This is a genomic window from Burkholderia sp. BKH01, from assembly GCF_025685725.1.
Taxonomy (GTDB): domain Bacteria; phylum Pseudomonadota; class Gammaproteobacteria; order Burkholderiales; family Burkholderiaceae; genus Burkholderia; species Burkholderia pyrrocinia_C.
Genome location: NZ_JAOTQT010000004.1, coordinates 74431 through 89803 on the forward strand (window position 1 = coordinate 74431; position 15373 = coordinate 89803).

The 15373-nt window shown below is 67.6% G+C and carries 13 protein-coding genes; 9 read left to right on the top strand and 4 right to left on the bottom strand.

Features of this window, described 5'->3' with window-relative positions:
* Nucleotides 1-73: 73 nt before the first annotated feature.
* Together OEJ37_RS08165 and OEJ37_RS08170 are read right to left on the bottom strand one after the other, a co-directional pair.
* Nucleotides 74-1246: a porin gene (locus OEJ37_RS08165; RefSeq protein ID WP_263343923.1), complete on the bottom strand. Its 1173-nt coding sequence runs from the start codon at nucleotides 1244-1246 to the stop codon at nucleotides 74-76.
* Between the two features lie 167 nt (nucleotides 1247-1413).
* Nucleotides 1414-2247, bottom strand: coding sequence for a helix-turn-helix transcriptional regulator (locus tag OEJ37_RS08170; protein ID WP_174419524.1), 834 nt, complete (start codon nucleotides 2245-2247; stop codon nucleotides 1414-1416).
* A gap of 240 nt (nucleotides 2248-2487) precedes the next feature.
* Between OEJ37_RS08170 and OEJ37_RS08175 the strand changes: the two genes are divergently transcribed.
* From OEJ37_RS08175 to OEJ37_RS08215, 9 genes are all read left to right on the top strand, one after another.
* The gene (locus OEJ37_RS08175) at nucleotides 2488-3609 is read left to right on the top strand and encodes a polyamine ABC transporter substrate-binding protein (protein ID WP_174419525.1); all 1122 of its coding nucleotides are present in this window, start codon (nucleotides 2488-2490) and stop codon (nucleotides 3607-3609) included.
* An 11-nt stretch (nucleotides 3610-3620) separates the two neighbouring features.
* Nucleotides 3621-4754 (top strand): polyamine ABC transporter ATP-binding protein, encoded by a 1134-nt coding sequence (locus OEJ37_RS08180; protein ID WP_263343924.1) that lies wholly within the window; start codon nucleotides 3621-3623, stop codon nucleotides 4752-4754.
* Between the two features lie 10 nt (nucleotides 4755-4764).
* Nucleotides 4765-5748, top strand: coding sequence for an ABC transporter permease subunit (locus tag OEJ37_RS08185; protein ID WP_263343925.1), 984 nt, complete (start codon nucleotides 4765-4767; stop codon nucleotides 5746-5748).
* Nucleotides 5745-6692 carry an ABC transporter permease subunit gene (locus OEJ37_RS08190; RefSeq protein ID WP_263343926.1) on the top strand — a complete coding sequence of 316 codons (948 nt, stop codon included), beginning with the start codon at nucleotides 5745-5747 and terminating at the stop codon, nucleotides 6690-6692. The genes OEJ37_RS08185 and OEJ37_RS08190 overlap by 4 nt, the downstream gene beginning before the upstream one ends.
* A gap of 21 nt (nucleotides 6693-6713) precedes the next feature.
* Nucleotides 6714-8273, top strand: coding sequence for a DUF3138 family protein (locus OEJ37_RS08195; RefSeq protein WP_263343928.1), 1560 nt, complete (start codon nucleotides 6714-6716; stop codon nucleotides 8271-8273).
* Nucleotides 8274-8299: 26 nt separating this feature from the next.
* Complete coding sequence (locus OEJ37_RS08200; protein ID WP_263343929.1) at nucleotides 8300-9592, top strand: NAD(P)/FAD-dependent oxidoreductase; 1293 nt, start codon at nucleotides 8300-8302, stop codon at nucleotides 9590-9592.
* A 71-nt stretch (nucleotides 9593-9663) separates the two neighbouring features.
* On the top strand, nucleotides 9664-10044 hold the full coding sequence (locus OEJ37_RS08205) for a cupin domain-containing protein (RefSeq protein WP_174419531.1): 381 nt from the start codon (nucleotides 9664-9666) through the stop codon (nucleotides 10042-10044).
* A 47-nt stretch (nucleotides 10045-10091) separates the two neighbouring features.
* Nucleotides 10092-11507 carry an amidase family protein gene (locus OEJ37_RS08210; RefSeq protein ID WP_263343931.1) on the top strand — a complete coding sequence of 472 codons (1416 nt, stop codon included), beginning with the start codon at nucleotides 10092-10094 and terminating at the stop codon, nucleotides 11505-11507.
* 25 nt (nucleotides 11508-11532) lie between these two features.
* On the top strand, nucleotides 11533-13023 hold the full coding sequence (locus OEJ37_RS08215) for an aldehyde dehydrogenase (RefSeq protein WP_263343932.1): 1491 nt from the start codon (nucleotides 11533-11535) through the stop codon (nucleotides 13021-13023).
* Between the two features lie 62 nt (nucleotides 13024-13085).
* On the opposite strand, the gene OEJ37_RS08220 is transcribed toward OEJ37_RS08215, so the two are convergent.
* Together OEJ37_RS08220 and OEJ37_RS08225 are read right to left on the bottom strand one after the other, a co-directional pair.
* Nucleotides 13086-14939 carry an ABC transporter ATP-binding protein gene (locus tag OEJ37_RS08220; RefSeq protein WP_263343933.1) on the bottom strand — a complete coding sequence of 618 codons (1854 nt, stop codon included), beginning with the start codon at nucleotides 14937-14939 and terminating at the stop codon, nucleotides 13086-13088.
* Nucleotides 14923-15369 (bottom strand): hypothetical protein, encoded by a 447-nt coding sequence (locus OEJ37_RS08225; protein WP_263343934.1) that lies wholly within the window; start codon nucleotides 15367-15369, stop codon nucleotides 14923-14925. Before OEJ37_RS08225 ends, OEJ37_RS08220 begins: the two co-directional genes overlap by 17 nt.
* Nucleotides 15370-15373: the final 4 nt, after the last annotated feature.

A 15373-nucleotide genomic window follows, 5' to 3' on the forward strand; every position in this document is an offset into this window, starting at 1 on the left:
ACGCGACAGCGTAAACGGCGCAGGCGCGCACCACGGTGCGCGCCTGCCTGGCTGTCGCGATGCGACGTCGCGATCAGAACTTGTGGCGAATCCCGACGATCGCGAGTTCCTGCGTATCGGTGCCGGAGTTCACGCCGTACGAGCCGACCGACGCGGCGGCCTTCACGGTTGCGCCGCTCGCGTTGAGCGTGTTGCCGCTTGCCTTCTGATAGCCGAACAGCGCGTACAGGTCGGTGCGTTTCGACAGCGCGTAATCCGCGCCGAGGTTCACCTGGTTGTAGTGCGCGGAAGCCGGGCCCGTCAGCGACGTGTAGTTGTAGCCGACGCCTGCGCGCAGCGCCGGCGAGAACTGCCAGTTGAAGAACGCCGAGCCGTTGTTGAACTTCGCGTTCTGGCTGAACGCCGACAGCGTGTCCGCGCCGTACTGCGTGTTCGAATACGCGAGGCCGAAGGTCGCCGGCCCGGCTACGTACTGGCCGGCCACGCGCACGATCTGGATCGACTTCGCGCTCGAGAAGCCCTGATTGATCACGGTATTGAACAGCGTGTCCGAGCTGCTCGCCCACGTGCGCACGCCATTGGCGACCGTCGAGCCGCCGTTCGCATAGAAGAAGCCGGCGCCGAGCGACAGCGGGCCGTTCGCGTAACTCGCGCCGAAGCTGTACGTGCGGCCGTTGCCGGTGGCGCCCGCGACGCCGCCGAAACCGTACAGCGCCGCGAACTGGAAGCCCGAGATCAGCGGGCTCGTGTATTTCACCGAGTTGCTGACGCGCAGGCTGTTGTCGTAGTTGTCGAGGTCGCCCGGCGTCGAGAATACGCCGCCGAAGTAGTTGTCCTGCGTGAGGCCCTGCACGAGATCGACGACCGGATCGTACTGGCGGCCGAGCGTCACGGTGCCGTACGTGCTGCTCGCGAGGCCGACGACGGCCTTGCGGCCGAATTCGCGCTGGCCCTGGCCGAGCGCGCCGGTGCCGATGTTGAAGCCGTTCTCGAGCTGGAACAGCGCGGACAGCCCGCCGCCGAGATCCTCGATGCCGCGCAGCCCCCAGCGGCTGCCGGACAGGTTGCCGCTGCTGAACTTGACGAGGCTCGACGCGTTGCCGCCGCTCGCGTTCTGCGCGTTGTGCACGTAGGCGATGCCCGCGTCGGCGATGCCGTACAGCGTGACGCTGCTTTGCGCGTGCGCGCCGGCGGCGCAGAGCGCGGCCGGCAGCGCGAGCAGGGCGAATGAGCGGATTCGTTTCATGGTTGGATTCCCCCGTTGGTCGATGTGTCTGACGAGTCGGTGAACGATACGGACAGCGCATCGTCAAGGGAACCAACAAATTTTCGAATCGTTATGAGGCGGCACGGAGATGGATGCGCACGCAACGGGCCGGCGGTCGGTGCCCGGCGCGCGGCGCCCGGGATAATCTACGCGTCGTGCCGCCGTGACGCGTTTCTCAGCACGAGCGTCATCAGCTGCCTGCGCGACTCGACGCCGAGCTTCGCGAAAGCGCGTTTCGCGTACGTGTCGACGGTGGACGTCTTGAGCCCCATCGCCTGCGCGATCGCGGCCGACGTCATGCCCTGGATGAACGACGCGCACACATGCATTTCGCGCGCGGTCAGCCGTTCCTGCCATTCCGGCAGCCATTGCGCGACGAGGTCGGGATCGAGCTCGTCGCGTTGCCCTTCGTCGGCCGGGATCGCGCCGAGCAGGCGCTTGTGCGCGGACGCCATCGGCAGCACGGCCTGCGACAGATGTTTCAGCAGGCTCAGTTCCTTCAGCAAGAACGGCGGCAGCCGCCGCGAACGCGCGATCGAGATCGAGTAGCGCGTGCCGCCCGTCACGCCCGCGATCACGCATTCGTCGTGAATGTCGCCGGCATCGAAGAACAGATGCCGGAGCTCGCTCGCGACGCGCTGCGCGGACACCTGCAGCAACTGCACGTCGCTTTCGGTTTCGATCGCCGCGTACGTTGCGTCGTCGCTCGCGTAGCTGCGGTAGTAGTGGCGCATCACCTGCGCGACCAGCTCGGGCTCGCGGCCGAAGCTGCCGATCCAGCCGACGCTGCGGCGACCCGACGACGCGCTGCGCTCGTAGTCGAGATGCACGGCGTCGAAGTCGACGTAGCGCACGAGGGTGTCGTAGACGGCGCGCATGAACTGCGGCGTCCCGACGGCTTGCGCGATGTCGCCGAGCGTTTCCGTCACGAACGCGACGTGGCTCAGCGGGAGATCGGGGGCGGGAAGCGCAGCGCTCATGGCCTCGTGTTTCGAAGAATTCAGGTGGCGCTACAGGTATCACGAATATTTTCGACTGCCTACGCGGGAATCTACCCAAACGGCCCCGACCGGCGTCGCCGTTTGTCCCGGTTTTCACGACTGACGCTGCGGGCCGCGATCTCTACATTGTCCCTTGTGCTGAACACCGCTCGACGGCGTTGACGCGAGTCCGGACCGGACCGGGCGCAACGGCCGATCCCCATCACAAGGAGAATCTCCATGCGTATCCGTATCCGCCGTCGTCCGGCTTTCCGCGCGGCGCTCGCCACCTCGGCGGGGTTCGCCCTCGTGGCCAGCCTGTCCGCCTACGCGGGCGATGCCAACCTGAACGTGTACAACTGGTCGGAGTACGTCGCGAAGGACACGGTGCCCAGCTTCGAGAAGCAGACGGGCATCAAGGTCCGCTACGACAGCTACGACAGCGACGACACGCTGCAGACCAAGCTGCTCGCGGGCAGCTCGGGCTACGACATCGTCGTGCCCACGTCGAACTATCTCGCGCAGCAGATCCAGGCGGGCGTATACCAGAAGCTCGACAAGTCGAAGCTGCCGAATCTCGCGAATCTCGACCCGGCGCTGATGAAGATGATCGCGAAGGCCGACCCGGGCAACCAGTACGGCGTGCCGTGGGCGTGGGGCACGACGGGCATCGGCTACAACGTCGAGGCGGTCCGCAAGCGGCTCGGCGACAACGCGCCGACCGACAGTTGGGCGTTGCTGTTCGACCCGGCGAACGCGGCGAAGCTGAAAGGCTGCGGCATCTCGCTGCTCGATGCGCCGGACGCCGCGTTCGCGGCGGCGCTGCAATACATGGGCAAGGATCCGGAGAGCAAGAACCCGGCCGACTACCAGGCGGCCTACGACGTGCTGAAGAAGATCCGCCCGTACGTGACGCAGTTCAGTTCGGCCGGCTACGCGGACGATCTCGCGAACAACGACGTGTGCGTCGTGCTCGGCTGGTCGGGCGACGTGAGCATCGCGCGGCGGCGCACGCAGGACGCGAAGCGTTCGTACGAAATCCGCTACGTGAATCCGAAGGAAGGCGGCCTGCTGTGGTTCGACGTGATGGCGATTCCGAAGGATGCGCCGCACCCGGAAGCCGCGCTGAAGTGGATCAACTACATCGAGGATCCGAAAACCAACGCGGCGATCACGAACGAGATCTTCTATCCGAGCGCGAACAAGGCCGCGCGCGCGTTCGTGACGCCGGCGATCGCACAGGATTCGAGCATCTACCTGCCTGACGGCACGCTCGCGAAGACGTCGCTCGCGATGCCGCGAAGCGCCGACGTCGCACGGATGCAGAACCGTCTGTGGCTGCAGCTGAAGTCGGGCGGTTGAGGGCGACGACGATGATCCCATTCCTCCCGGATGTGCCGGCCGCGGCCTGCGCGCGCCACGACGCCTTCGTGCGCATCGAAAACGTCGTGAAGAAATTCGGCGACAGCACGGCCGTCGACAACGTGAACCTGACGATCGCGAAGAACGAATTGTTCGCGCTGCTCGGCAGCTCCGGCTGCGGCAAGTCGACGCTGCTGCGCATGCTCGCCGGACTGGAAACCGCGACCTCCGGCAAGATCTTCGTCGACGGCGAGGATCTCGCGTCGCTGCCGCCGTACCGCCGCCCGGTGAACATGATGTTCCAGTCGTACGCGCTGTTTCCGCACATGACGGTCGAATCGAACGTCGCGTTCGGCCTGAAGCAGGAAGGCACGCCGAAGAACGAGATCAAGGAGCGCGTGGCCGATGCGCTCGCACTCGTGCAGATGAGCAAGTATGCGAAGCGCAAGCCGCACCAGCTTTCCGGCGGCCAGCAGCAACGCGTCGCGCTCGCACGCTCGCTGGTCAAGCGCCCGAAGCTGCTGCTGCTCGACGAGCCGATGTCCGCGCTCGACAAGAAGATCCGCCAGAAAACCCAGCTCGAACTCGTGAACATCATCGAGAAGGTCGACGTGACCTGCGTGATGGTCACGCACGACCAGGAAGAGGCGATGACGATGGCGAGCCGCCTCGCGGTGATGAGCGAAGGCAAGATCGTGCAGATCGGCTCGCCCGGCGAAGTCTACGAATTCCCGAACAGCCGCTTCTCGGCCGAATTCATCGGCTCGACGAACCTGTTCGAAGGGCGCGTCGTCGAGGACGAACCCGATCACATCTTCGTCGAAAGCGACGATCTCGAGGCACGCATGTACGTGAGCCACGGCGTGACGGGCCCGCTCGGGATGCCGGTCGGCATCTCGGTGCGGCCGGAGCGCGTGCACGTGTCGCGCGACAAGCCGGGTTCGAAGCACAACTGGGCGCGCGGCGTCGTGACCGACATCGCGTACATGGGCGCGTACTCGCTGTATCACGTGCGTTTGCCGAGCGGCAAGACGGTCGTATCGAACCTGTCGAGCTCGCACCTGATGACCGACAGTGCGCCCGCATGGAACGACGACGTGTTCGTGTCGTGGTCGCCGGCCAGCGGCGTCGTGCTGACGCAATGAGGACGACACGATGAGAACCTCCGCTTCCACTCCGTCCGCGCCGATGTCGACCGGCGCCGCGAGCAGCGGCGCCGGCCGGTCGCGTCCGGGCCGCTTCGCCGCGCTGTCGCGGTTCCTGCCGTCGGGCCGCAGCGTCGCGATCGGCGTGCCGTTCCTGTGGCTCGCGATCTTCTTCGCGCTGCCGTTCGTGCTGGTGCTGAAGATCAGCTTCGCCGACCAGATGCTCGGCATTCCGCCGTACACCGCGCTCGCACGGCTGGAGGCCGGCACGGTGCAGTTCGTGCTGTCGCTGAAGCATTACACGCTGCTGCTGCAGGACGACCTGTACCTGAAAACCTACGTCAGCTCGCTGAAGATGGCTGCCGCGTCGACGCTGATGTGCCTGCTGGCCGGCTATCCGATCGCGTATTGCATCGCGCGCTCGGCGCCGGCCCGCCGCAACCTGCTGATGATGGCCGTGATGCTGCCGTTCTGGACGTCGTTCCTGATCCGCGTGTATGCGTGGGTCGGGATCATGAAGGACGACGGGCTGCTGAATCACGTGCTGGCGGCGCTCGGCGTGATCGCGACGCCGCTGCGCCTGTATCACACCGATGCGGGCGTCTATATCGGCATGGTCTATTCGTACCTGCCGTTCATGGTGATGCCGCTGTACGCGCACCTCGTGAAGATGGACCTCACGCTGCTCGAGGCCGCGCACGATCTCGGCGCGACGCCGTGGTCGGCGTTCTGGCGCATCACGTTGCCGCTGTCGCGCAACGGCATCGTCGCGGGCAGCCTGCTGGTGTTCATCCCGGCGGTCGGCGAGTACGTGATTCCCGAGCTGCTCGGCGGCGCGAACACGCTGATGCTCGGCCGCGTGATGTGGGATGAGTTCTTCAACAACATGGACTGGCCGATGGCGTCCGCGGTGACGGTGACGATGGTGCTGCTGCTGCTCGTGCCGATGGCGCTGCTCCATTACAGCCAGACCGAAGCGGAGGGGCGAAATTGACCCGCGCGAATCGCATCCTGTCCGCGTGCGTGCTGGGCGCGGGCTTCCTGTTCCTGTATGTGCCGATCGTCAGTCTCGTCGTCTATTCGTTCAACGAGTCGAAACTGGTGACGGTGTGGTCGGGATTCTCGCTGAAATGGTACGGCGCGCTGCTGCACGACGGCGAACTGCTCGCGGCCGCATGGCTGTCGCTGAAGATCGCGCTGCTGACGGCCACCGCATCGGTCGCGATCGGCACGTGGGCCGGCTTCGTGCTGGCCCGCATGGGGCGCTTTCGCGGCTTCACGCTCTATGCGGCGATGATCAACGCGCCACTGGTGATTCCGGAAGTGATCCAGGGCATCTCGCTGCTGCTGCTGTTCGTCGCGATGCAGCAGACCTTCGGCTGGCCGGCCGGGCGCGGCTGGCTGACGATCTGGATCGGCCACGTGATGCTGTGCCTGTCGTTCGTCGCGGTGATCGTGCAGTCGCGCGTGAAGGAGCTCGACCGCTCGATCGAGGAAGCCGCGCTCGACCTCGGCGCGAGGCCGTGGAAAGTGTTCTTCGTGATCACGCTGCCGCTGATCGCGCAGGCGCTGGTGTCAGGATGGCTGCTCGCATTCACCGTGTCGATCGACGACGTGATTCTGTCCGCGTTCCTGTCGGGCCCCGGCTCGACGACGCTGCCGCTCGTCGTGTTCTCGCGCGTGCGGCTCGGGCTGAATCCGGAAATGAATGCGCTCGCAACGGTGTTCATCACGGTCGTGACGATCGGCGTCGTCGTCGTGAACCGCGCGATGCTGGCCCGCGAGCGGCGACTGCAGCGCGATGCGCGTGCGTGGCATGCGGCGTCCGTGCCGAATGAACCAGCTTCGTCGTCCGCTTCGCCGCCAGCGCGCCCGTCGGCCGCGCGCCCGTCGGCCGCGCGCGCTCGGCACACCCCCGCACCGCATCCCGTGAAGTGAAGAACGACAAGGAGACTTTCCATGAAAAAGAAGTATCTCTGCGCGCTGATCGCCGGTGCGCTGCCGGGGCTCGCCGCCGCGAATTCAAGCGCCGACCAGATCAGGGCGCTGCAGCAGCAGCTCGCCGTGCTGCAGCGGCAGATGAGCGCGATGCAATCGCAACTCGCTGCGAAGCCGGCGGCCGCACCGGCTGCGTCTAACGCGGCGTCCGCGGCGACCGGCACGGTCGCGCCCGGTTACGGACAGGCGCGGGCCGCGCTGACCAACGACGACGTGACGGAAATCCGCCAGCAGGTCGCGAACCAGCAACTGAAGGTCGATTCGCTGACCGATGCCGCGCGCACGGGCCCGATCGCGGGGCTGTCGGTGACCGGCTACCTCGACCCGACCTACCTGTACAACCGCGGTGCCGGCACGTCGTCGTTCCAGTTCGCGAACCATGAGAACGCGTACACCTATTACAACAGCACGTTCGGCGACGTATTCCTCGACATCAAGAAGACGTTCGGCGTCGGCCCGACCGCACCGTCCGCGGAAATCACGCTGATGCCGAACCGCGGCGCGGGCCTGTCGATGATGACGGGCAGCGGCGCGAGCGGGCTCGACATCGTGAACACGGCGGTCGTCACGGTGCCGCTGTCGGGCACGACGGCATTCGTCGGCGGGCTCGTGCTCGGCTTCGGCGGCTACGAGTACCAGCAGTCGAGCCAGATGCTCACGCTCACGCACAACCTGCTGTACGACTTCTCCGATCCGGGCTCGTCGATCGGCGCGGGCATCAACTACCAGAGCGCGGACGGCCACTGGGCGTGGAAGTTCTTCGTCGGCAACGAGCAGTTCCGCAGCGCGGGCGCGGTCACGCAGACCGGCGTCAACGCGCTCGGCGATCCGATCACGACGAGCAACAAGGTGCCGACCTTCACCGCGCGCGTCGACTACCTGCGCGGCAGCGCGCTCGATATCGGCGGTTCGATCAACATCGGCCGCCAGACGCTGCCGAGCGCGATCGATCCGGCGACCGGCAACGTGCGCTACGGCGTCGGCGGCAATGCGCCGAGCGCGTACGGCGCATTCTTCTTCGGCGAAGTCGACGCAACCTACACGCTTGCCGACGCGCAGTACAACGCCGAGATCGACTACGGCCAGCAGCAGCACGGCGCGTTCAACGGCGGGCTCGCGCAATGGTTCGGGCTGTCGCTGCTCGCGCACCGCAAGTTCAACGTGCCGGTGGTCGGCCGGATGGGTGCGACGCTGCGCTACGACCTGCTGGTGAACCGGAAGAACGGCGGCGGCGGTTCGTCGATCGGCCTGAACGGCAACGGGATGGATCCGAACAACGGCTTCGGCATCGACGCGGACTGCCTCGCGATGTCGAAGGCGAACGGCGGCGTCGGCTTCGAGTGCAAGGGCGCGACGCGGCAGGCCGCCGCCTTCGACCTGCTGTTCTACCCGACCCAGCAGGTGACGGTGAAGGTCGAATACCGGCACGACTGGGCGAGCAACAAGGTCTTCCTGCGTCACGACGGGTCGTATGCGAAATCGAACGACCTGCTCGCGACCCAACTCATCTACGCATTCTGACGCGACACAGTTCGCGAGTCTCACTCATGATCAAGTTCAAAAACCAGCAATATGTTCAGTCCTACTATGCAGCGACGGTCAACAACCGGGTGCGCCATCCGTCGCTCGACGGGGCCGTCACCGCCGACGTCTGCGTGATCGGCGGGGGGCTCACCGGCCTGTCCGCGGCGCTCGATCTCGCCGAGCGCGGCCATTCGGTCGTGCTCGTCGAGGCGTCGAAGATCGGCTGGGGCGCGAGCGGCCGCAACGGCGGCCAGTTGATCGCGGGGTACGCGTGCGACATCGATACGTTCTCGGCCCACCTGCCGGACGACGACGTGCGGCGCGTGTGGGCGATGGGGCTGGAGTCGGTCGATATCGTCAGGCAGCGGGTCGAGCGGTACGACATCGATTGCGACCTGACGTTCGGCTTCCTGATCGCCGCGAACAAGCCGCGCCATCTCGATGCGCTGCGCAAGTGGCGCGATACCGCGGCGAGCCGCTTCGGCTATCGCGGCTACGAGATCGTCGAACGTGCCGACCTGCATCACTTCGTCGCGTCCGATCGCTACGTCGGCGGCCTGCGTCATGACGGCAGCGGCCATCTGCATCCGCTGAACTACACGCTCGGCCTCGCGCGGGCGGCGCGCGAGGCCGGCGTGACGATCCACGAGGACACGCCCGCGCTCGCGCTCGATCGCGCCGCGCCGCACCACCGCGTCAGGTGCGCGCGCGGGCATGTCGATGCCCGCTACGTCGTGCTGGCGGGCAATGCGTACCTCGGGCAGCTTGCGCCGGCGCTCGCGCGCAAGATCATCCCGGTGGCGACCTACGTGATCGCGACGGAGCCGCTCGGTAACGTGCGCGCGGCCGAGACGATGCCGGCTGACGCGGCGATCTGCGACAGCAATGCGGCGCTCGACTATTTCCGGCTGACGCGCGACCGCCGGCTGCTGTGGGGCGGCAAGGCCAGCAGCTCGACAAACACGCCGCGCGACCTCGCGGCCGCGATGCGGCGCGACATGCTGAAGACGTTTCCGCAGCTTGCCGACCTGCGGATCGACTACGCGTGGGGCGGCCTGATCGACGCGACGATGAATCGCGCGCCGCATTTCGGCCGGCTCGAGCCGACCGTGTATTTCGCGCAGGGCTTTTCCGGGCACGGCGTCAACGTGACCGGCCTCGCGGGGCGGCTGATCGCGGAAGCGATCGACGCGCAGGCCGCGCGCTTCGACCTGTTCGGCCGGATTCGCCATCGCGACTTCCCGGGCGGGCGCCTGCTGCGCACGCCGATGCTGGCGCTCGCGATGGCGTGGCACCGGACGATGGACCTGCTCTGACCCGCGTGGGCCGGCTCGCCCGGCCGCGCGGCACCGAAACGTTTCGAACCATTCATGCCCTGGAGGCAAACATGACCGACATCACGAATCTCGTCGACCTGATGCGGGCGCCGGCGAAGCTCACGCAGAGCCGCGTGCCGAGCGGGCTGCTGCTCGACGGCAACCCGATGCAGACGCTGTCGCATCACTACATCAGCCCGTGCGGGCAGTTCAGTTGCGGGATCTGGGAATGCACGCCCGGCCGCTGGACGATCGAGTACGACGAGTCGGAGTATTGCGAGATGCTGAGCGGCGTCGCGATCGTGCGAGATGCGGACGACCGCGAACGCGTGCTGCGCGCCGGCGACCGGTTCGTGATCCCGCCGGGTTTTCGCGGCACGTGGGAAGTCGTCGAAACGTGCCGCAAGATCTATGCGTCGCATGCACCGCAGGCCGGACAGTCGCGCGCGTAGTGCGCGGCCGATTCAACCCAACCATCGAGATCAACGAGGAGCAACCCATGACCCGGGAATTGTGGCGTCTCAGCGCGGCCGAGATGGCCGCGCATGTCGCGCGGCGCGACGTGTCGGCGACGGAACTCACGCGCAGCTGCCTGCAGCGGCTGGAACAGGTGAACCCCGTTATCAATGCGATCGTCGACGTGCTGGCCGACAGCGCATTGCAGGCGGCGTCGGAAGCCGATGCAGCGATCGCACGCGGCGCGCCGCTCGGGCCGCTGCACGGCGTGCCGGTGACCGTGAAGATCAACGTCGACACGGCCGGACGTGCGACGACCAACGGCGTGCGCGCGTTTTCGGACCTGATCGCGCACGAGGACAGCCCGGTGACCGCGAACCTGCGCAAGGCCGGCGCGATCGTGATCGGGCGCAGCAACGCGCCGGCGTTTTCGTATCGCTGGTTCACCGACAACGAACTGCACGGCCGCACGTCGAATCCGTGGGATCCGGCGCTGACGCCGGGCGGTTCCAGCGGCGGCGCGGCCGCGGCGGTGGCGGCCGGCATCGGCGCGATCGCGCACGGCAACGACCTGGGCGGCTCGATTCGCTACCCGGCTTATGCGTGCGGTGTAGCCGGGCTGCGGCCAAGCACCGGGCGCGTCCCCGCGTACAACCCGACGCAGGCGAAGGATCGCACGCTCGCGGTGCAGCTCGCATCCGTGCAGGGGCCGCTCGCGCGCACGGTCGGCGACCTGCGCCTTGCACTCGACGCGATGGCGGCCGTCGACGCGCGCGACGCATGGTGGATGCCGGTCGCGCCGGCCGCGCGCGAGGCCGCGTTCCCCGCGCGCGTGGCCGTTTGCCCGGCGCTGCCGGGCGTGCCGTCCGATCCGGTGGTCGTCGATGCGATCCGGCAGGCCGCGCGCTGGCTCGAAGATGCCGGCTGCATCGTCGAGGAAGCGGAACCGCCGCGGATCGCCGAAGCGTGCGAACTGTGGCTCGACCTCGTGACCAACGAAGCGCGCAGCGGGCTCGGCGACGTGATCATGCAGCACGGCGACGCGGCGATCCGCACCGCGTTCGCGAGCCAGCGCAATCTCGCGGCGCCGCTGGACCTCGCCGGCTACATGAACGGCCTCGCGCGGCGCACCGCGCTGCTGCGCGACTGGCAGCAGTTCTTTACGCGCTATCCGCTGCTGCTGATGCCCGTGTCATGCGCACGGCCGTTCTCGATCGACGCCGACCAGCACGGCGACGACGCGATGCGCGAGATCGTCGGCCAGCAGGGGCCGCTGCTCGCGACCGCGCTGCTCGGGCTGCCGGGGCTGTCGGTGCCGACCGGCATTCGCAACGGCGTGCCGACCGGCGTGCAGCTCGTCGCCGGACGTTTCCAGGAGGCGCTGTGTCTCGCCGCGGGCGACGCGATCGAGGCGCGCGCGGGCATCTTCACGCCGATCGATCCGGTGACCGGATCATGATGCGCAATTTTTTACAGGAATCCAAATGAATCGACGGACATTCGAAGACTGGCAGGCCGGCGCGGCCGGGCTGCGGATCGACGGGCGCGCGTTCATCGACGGCGCAGCGCTCCACGCGCACACCGGCGCGACCTTCGCGTGCGTGAGCCCGATCGACGGTTGCGTGCTCGCGCACGTGGCCGATTGCGGCAGCGACGATGTCGACGTGGCGGTCGCGGCCGCGCGCCGTGCGTTCGACGCGCGGGTCTGGGCCGGCATGAACCCGCGCGCCCGCAAGGCCGTTTTGCAGCGCTGGGCCGCGCTGATGCGCGAGCATCTCGACGAGCTCGCGCTGCTCGAGACGCTCGACACCGGCAAGCCGATCGCCGACACCACGGCGATCGACGTGCCGGCCGCCGCGCATTGCGTCGAATGGTATGCGGAAGCGATCGACAAGGTCGGCGGCGAGGTCGTGCCAGCGGACCATCATCTCGTCGGGCTCGTCACGCGCGAGCCGATCGGCGTGGTCGCGGCGGTCGTGCCGTGGAATTTCCCGCTGCTGATGGCCGCGTGGAAGTTTGCGCCGGCGCTCGCGGCTGGCAACAGCGTCGTGCTGAAGCCGTCGGAGAAATCGCCGCTGACCGCGATCCGCGTCGCGCAGCTCGCGTGCGACGCCGGCGTGCCACCCGGTGTGTTCAGCGTCGTGCCGGGCGGCGCGGAGCCGGGCAGGGCGCTGGCGCTGCATCGCGATGTCGACTGCATCGCATTTACCGGATCGACGCGCACCGGGCAGCAGATCATGGCGTTCGCCGCCCAGTCGAACGTGAAGCGCGTGTGGCTCGAACTGGGCGGCAAGTCGCCGAACATCGTGCTGCCCGATTGCCCCGATCTCGACCGCGCCGCGCAAGCGGCGGCCGATGCGATCTTCTTCAACATGGGCGAAGTGTGCACGGCCGGCTCGCGCCTGCTCGTGCATCGCGACATCAAGGATGTATTCGTCGCGAAGCTGGTCGACGCGTCGCGGCGCTTCGCGCCCGGCCATCCGCTCGATCCTTCGGTGACGATGGGCGCGATCGTCGATCGCGTGCAGCTCGATCGCGTGATGGGTTACATCGGCATCGGGCGTGACGAGGGGCGCCTCGTGACGGGCGGCGCGCGCGTGAAGGAGGAGACGGGCGGCTTCTATGTCGAGCCGACGGTGTTCGAGGTGGAGCCCGATGCGAAGATCGCGCGCGAGGAAATCTTCGGGCCCGTGCTGTCGGTGATCGTGTTCGACGACGTCGACGAGGCCGTTCGCATTGCCAACGACACCGAGTACGGGCTGGCCGCGGCCGTCTGGTCGGCCGATCTCGCGACGGCGCACCAGGTCGCGCGGCGGCTGCGTGCGGGCACCGTGTGGGTCAACTGCTACGGCGACGGCAGCGACGACATGAACTTCCCGTTCGGCGGCTACAAGCAGTCGGGCAACGGGCGCGACAAGTCGCTGCATGCGCTCGACAAATACACCGAGCTGAAATCGACGATCGTCAGGTTGTAACGTCCGGATCGGCGCAAGCGGCCTCCGCCGGGAGGCCGCGCGCCGCATGCATCCTGCACGGCTTATTGCTCCGCGCCTTCCGCCTCCGCCGTTTCGCCGAGAAACCCGCCGCTCTGGTGCGCCCACAGCGCCGCGTAGATGCCGCCCGCCTGCAGCAGTTGCTGGTGCGTACCTTCCTCGACGATGCGTCCTTCGTCGAGCACGATCAGCCGGTCCATCGCCGCGATCGTCGACAGCCGGTGCGCGATCGCGATCACCGTCTTGCCGCTCATCAGACTGTCGAGGCTGCGCTGGATCGCGACTTCGACTTCGGAATCGAGCGCGCTGGTCGCTTCGTCAAGCACGAGGATCGGCGCGTCCTTGAGCATCACGCGCGCGATCGCGACGCGCTGCCGCTGGCCGCCCGACAGCTTCACGCCGCGCTCGCCGACCTCGACGTCGTAGCCGCTGCGCCCGTGGCGATCGCGCAGCCGGTCGATGAACTCGGACGCCTCCGCGCGCACGGCCGCGTCCTGCATCTCGCACTCGGTTGCATCGGGGCGACCGTACAGCAGGTTCTCGCGCATCGTCCGGTGCAGCAGCGACGTATCCTGCGTGACCATCCCGATCGCGCTGCGCAGGCTGTCCTGCGTCACGTGCGCGATATCTTGCCCGTCGATCCGGATCGTGCCGCCGCCCACGTCGTAGAAACGCAGCAGCAGGTTCACGAGCGTCGACTTGCCGGCACCCGAGCGGCCGATCAGGCCGATCCGCTCGCCCGGCCGGATCGTCAGGTTCAGCCCGTCGAACACCGCGCGATCGTTGTCCTCGTGCGCGAACTGCACGTTGTCGAACACGATCCCGCCGCGCTGCACCGCGAGCGGTTTCGCATCGTGCGCGTCGACCACGCTGCGCACCTTCGTCAGCGTGTTGATGCCGTCCTGGATCGTGCCGACGTTCTCGAACAACTCGGTCATCTCCCACATGATCCAGTGCGAATAGCTCGACAGGCGCAGCGCCATCGCGATCACGGCCGCGACGACGCCCGCGCTCGCTTCGCCGTGCATCCACAGATACAGCGCGAGGCCGGTCGAGCCGACCAGCAGCAGCGTCGACAGCAGGTGGTTGACGATCTCGAACGCGCTGACGAGCCGCATCTGCGCGTCGCCGGTCGCCTTGAACGCCTCCATCGCGCGGCGTGCGTGGTCGGCTTCCCGGCGCGTGTGCGAGAACAGCTTCACGGTCGTGATGTTCGAATACGCGTCGGTGATGCGGCCCGTCATCAGCGCGCGCGCGTCGGCCTGCCTGCTGCCGACGGCGCCCAGGCGCGGCACGAAAAACGCGCACGCTACGCCGTAGCCGAGCGCCCACAGCGCGAGCGGGATCATCAGCCGCCAGTCGAAGCTCGCCGCAAGCGCGAGGATGCCGATCAGGTACGCGGCGACGCCGATCACGACGTCGACCGACATGAACAGCGCGTCGCGCACAGCGAGCGCGGTCTGCATGATCTTGGTCGTCACGCGGCCGGCGAATTCGTTCGCATAGAACGACAGGCTCTGGTCGAGCATCAGCCGGTGAAACAGCCAGCGCAGCCGCATCGGGAAGTTGATCGCGAGCACCTGGTGCTTGACCATCGTATGCAGCGCGATCAGCAGCGCGCTGCCGACGAGGATCGCCGCGAAACCGGCGAGCGTGCCGAAGTGGCGGCCACCGAATTCCGCCGGCGTCGCGGACGATAGCCAGTCGACCACGCGCCCCATCATCGCGAACAACGCGGCTTCGTACGCGGCCAGCGCGGCGGACGTCAGCGCGATCAGCAGGATCCAGCTGCGCGCGCCTTTCGTGCACGCCCAGACGAACGAGAAGAATCCCTTCGGCGGCGTGACGGGATCTTCGAGCGGGAAAGTCGGCAGGCGCCGTTCAAACCACGAGTACATTGGAACCTCTCCTTGATGCGGCCACGCGACGCGGCGTGGCCGGTATTGCCTGTTTCATGCGCGGCGCGATCGGTGGCGCCGCCGTGCGCTCGGCGGCCAGTGTCGCATCGATTCGATCCGGCTGCAGGCCGGTTGCCTGGCGTTCCCGACGAAGGCGGCGATCGCGCAGGACGACCCGCGTGAGATGGCCGAACTGTTCGCGCGGCAGCGCGCTGCGCCGCGCGAGGCCGTTCGAGCAGCCGGCGCGGGCGTGCGGCGCGGGCGTGCGGCGAAATGGCCGTGCGTCGTGCATCAGGCGGTGTCTCCCCGCCGCATCCGAACGCCGCGATGTCCGGTTGCACGCGAAGTTGATACGATCGCGCATATCGTCCACGCCGGCGCCGCAAGCCGCCGGCATATCGGTCGCGCGGCTGCACGGTATCGCGGCCACCTTC

Coding starts and splice junctions, on each gene's coding strand:
- OEJ37_RS08175 (WP_174419525.1), top strand. CDS start 2,488: ATGCGTATCCGTATCCGCCGTCGTCCGGCTTTCCGCGCGGCGCTCGCC.
- OEJ37_RS08205 (WP_174419531.1), top strand. CDS start 9,664: ATGACCGACATCACGAATCTCGTCGACCTGATGCGGGCGCCGGCGAAG.
- OEJ37_RS08165 (WP_263343923.1), bottom strand. CDS start 1,246: ATGAAACGAATCCGCTCATTCGCCCTGCTCGCGCTGCCGGCCGCGCTC.
- OEJ37_RS08200 (WP_263343929.1), top strand. CDS start 8,300: ATGATCAAGTTCAAAAACCAGCAATATGTTCAGTCCTACTATGCAGCG.
- OEJ37_RS08220 (WP_263343933.1), bottom strand. CDS start 14,939: ATGTACTCGTGGTTTGAACGGCGCCTGCCGACTTTCCCGCTCGAAGAT.
- OEJ37_RS08180 (WP_263343924.1), top strand. CDS start 3,621: ATGATCCCATTCCTCCCGGATGTGCCGGCCGCGGCCTGCGCGCGCCAC.
- OEJ37_RS08185 (WP_263343925.1), top strand. CDS start 4,765: ATGAGAACCTCCGCTTCCACTCCGTCCGCGCCGATGTCGACCGGCGCC.
- OEJ37_RS08170 (WP_174419524.1), bottom strand. CDS start 2,247: ATGAGCGCTGCGCTTCCCGCCCCCGATCTCCCGCTGAGCCACGTCGCG.
- OEJ37_RS08215 (WP_263343932.1), top strand. CDS start 11,533: ATGAATCGACGGACATTCGAAGACTGGCAGGCCGGCGCGGCCGGGCTG.
- OEJ37_RS08195 (WP_263343928.1), top strand. CDS start 6,714: ATGAAAAAGAAGTATCTCTGCGCGCTGATCGCCGGTGCGCTGCCGGGG.
- OEJ37_RS08210 (WP_263343931.1), top strand. CDS start 10,092: ATGACCCGGGAATTGTGGCGTCTCAGCGCGGCCGAGATGGCCGCGCAT.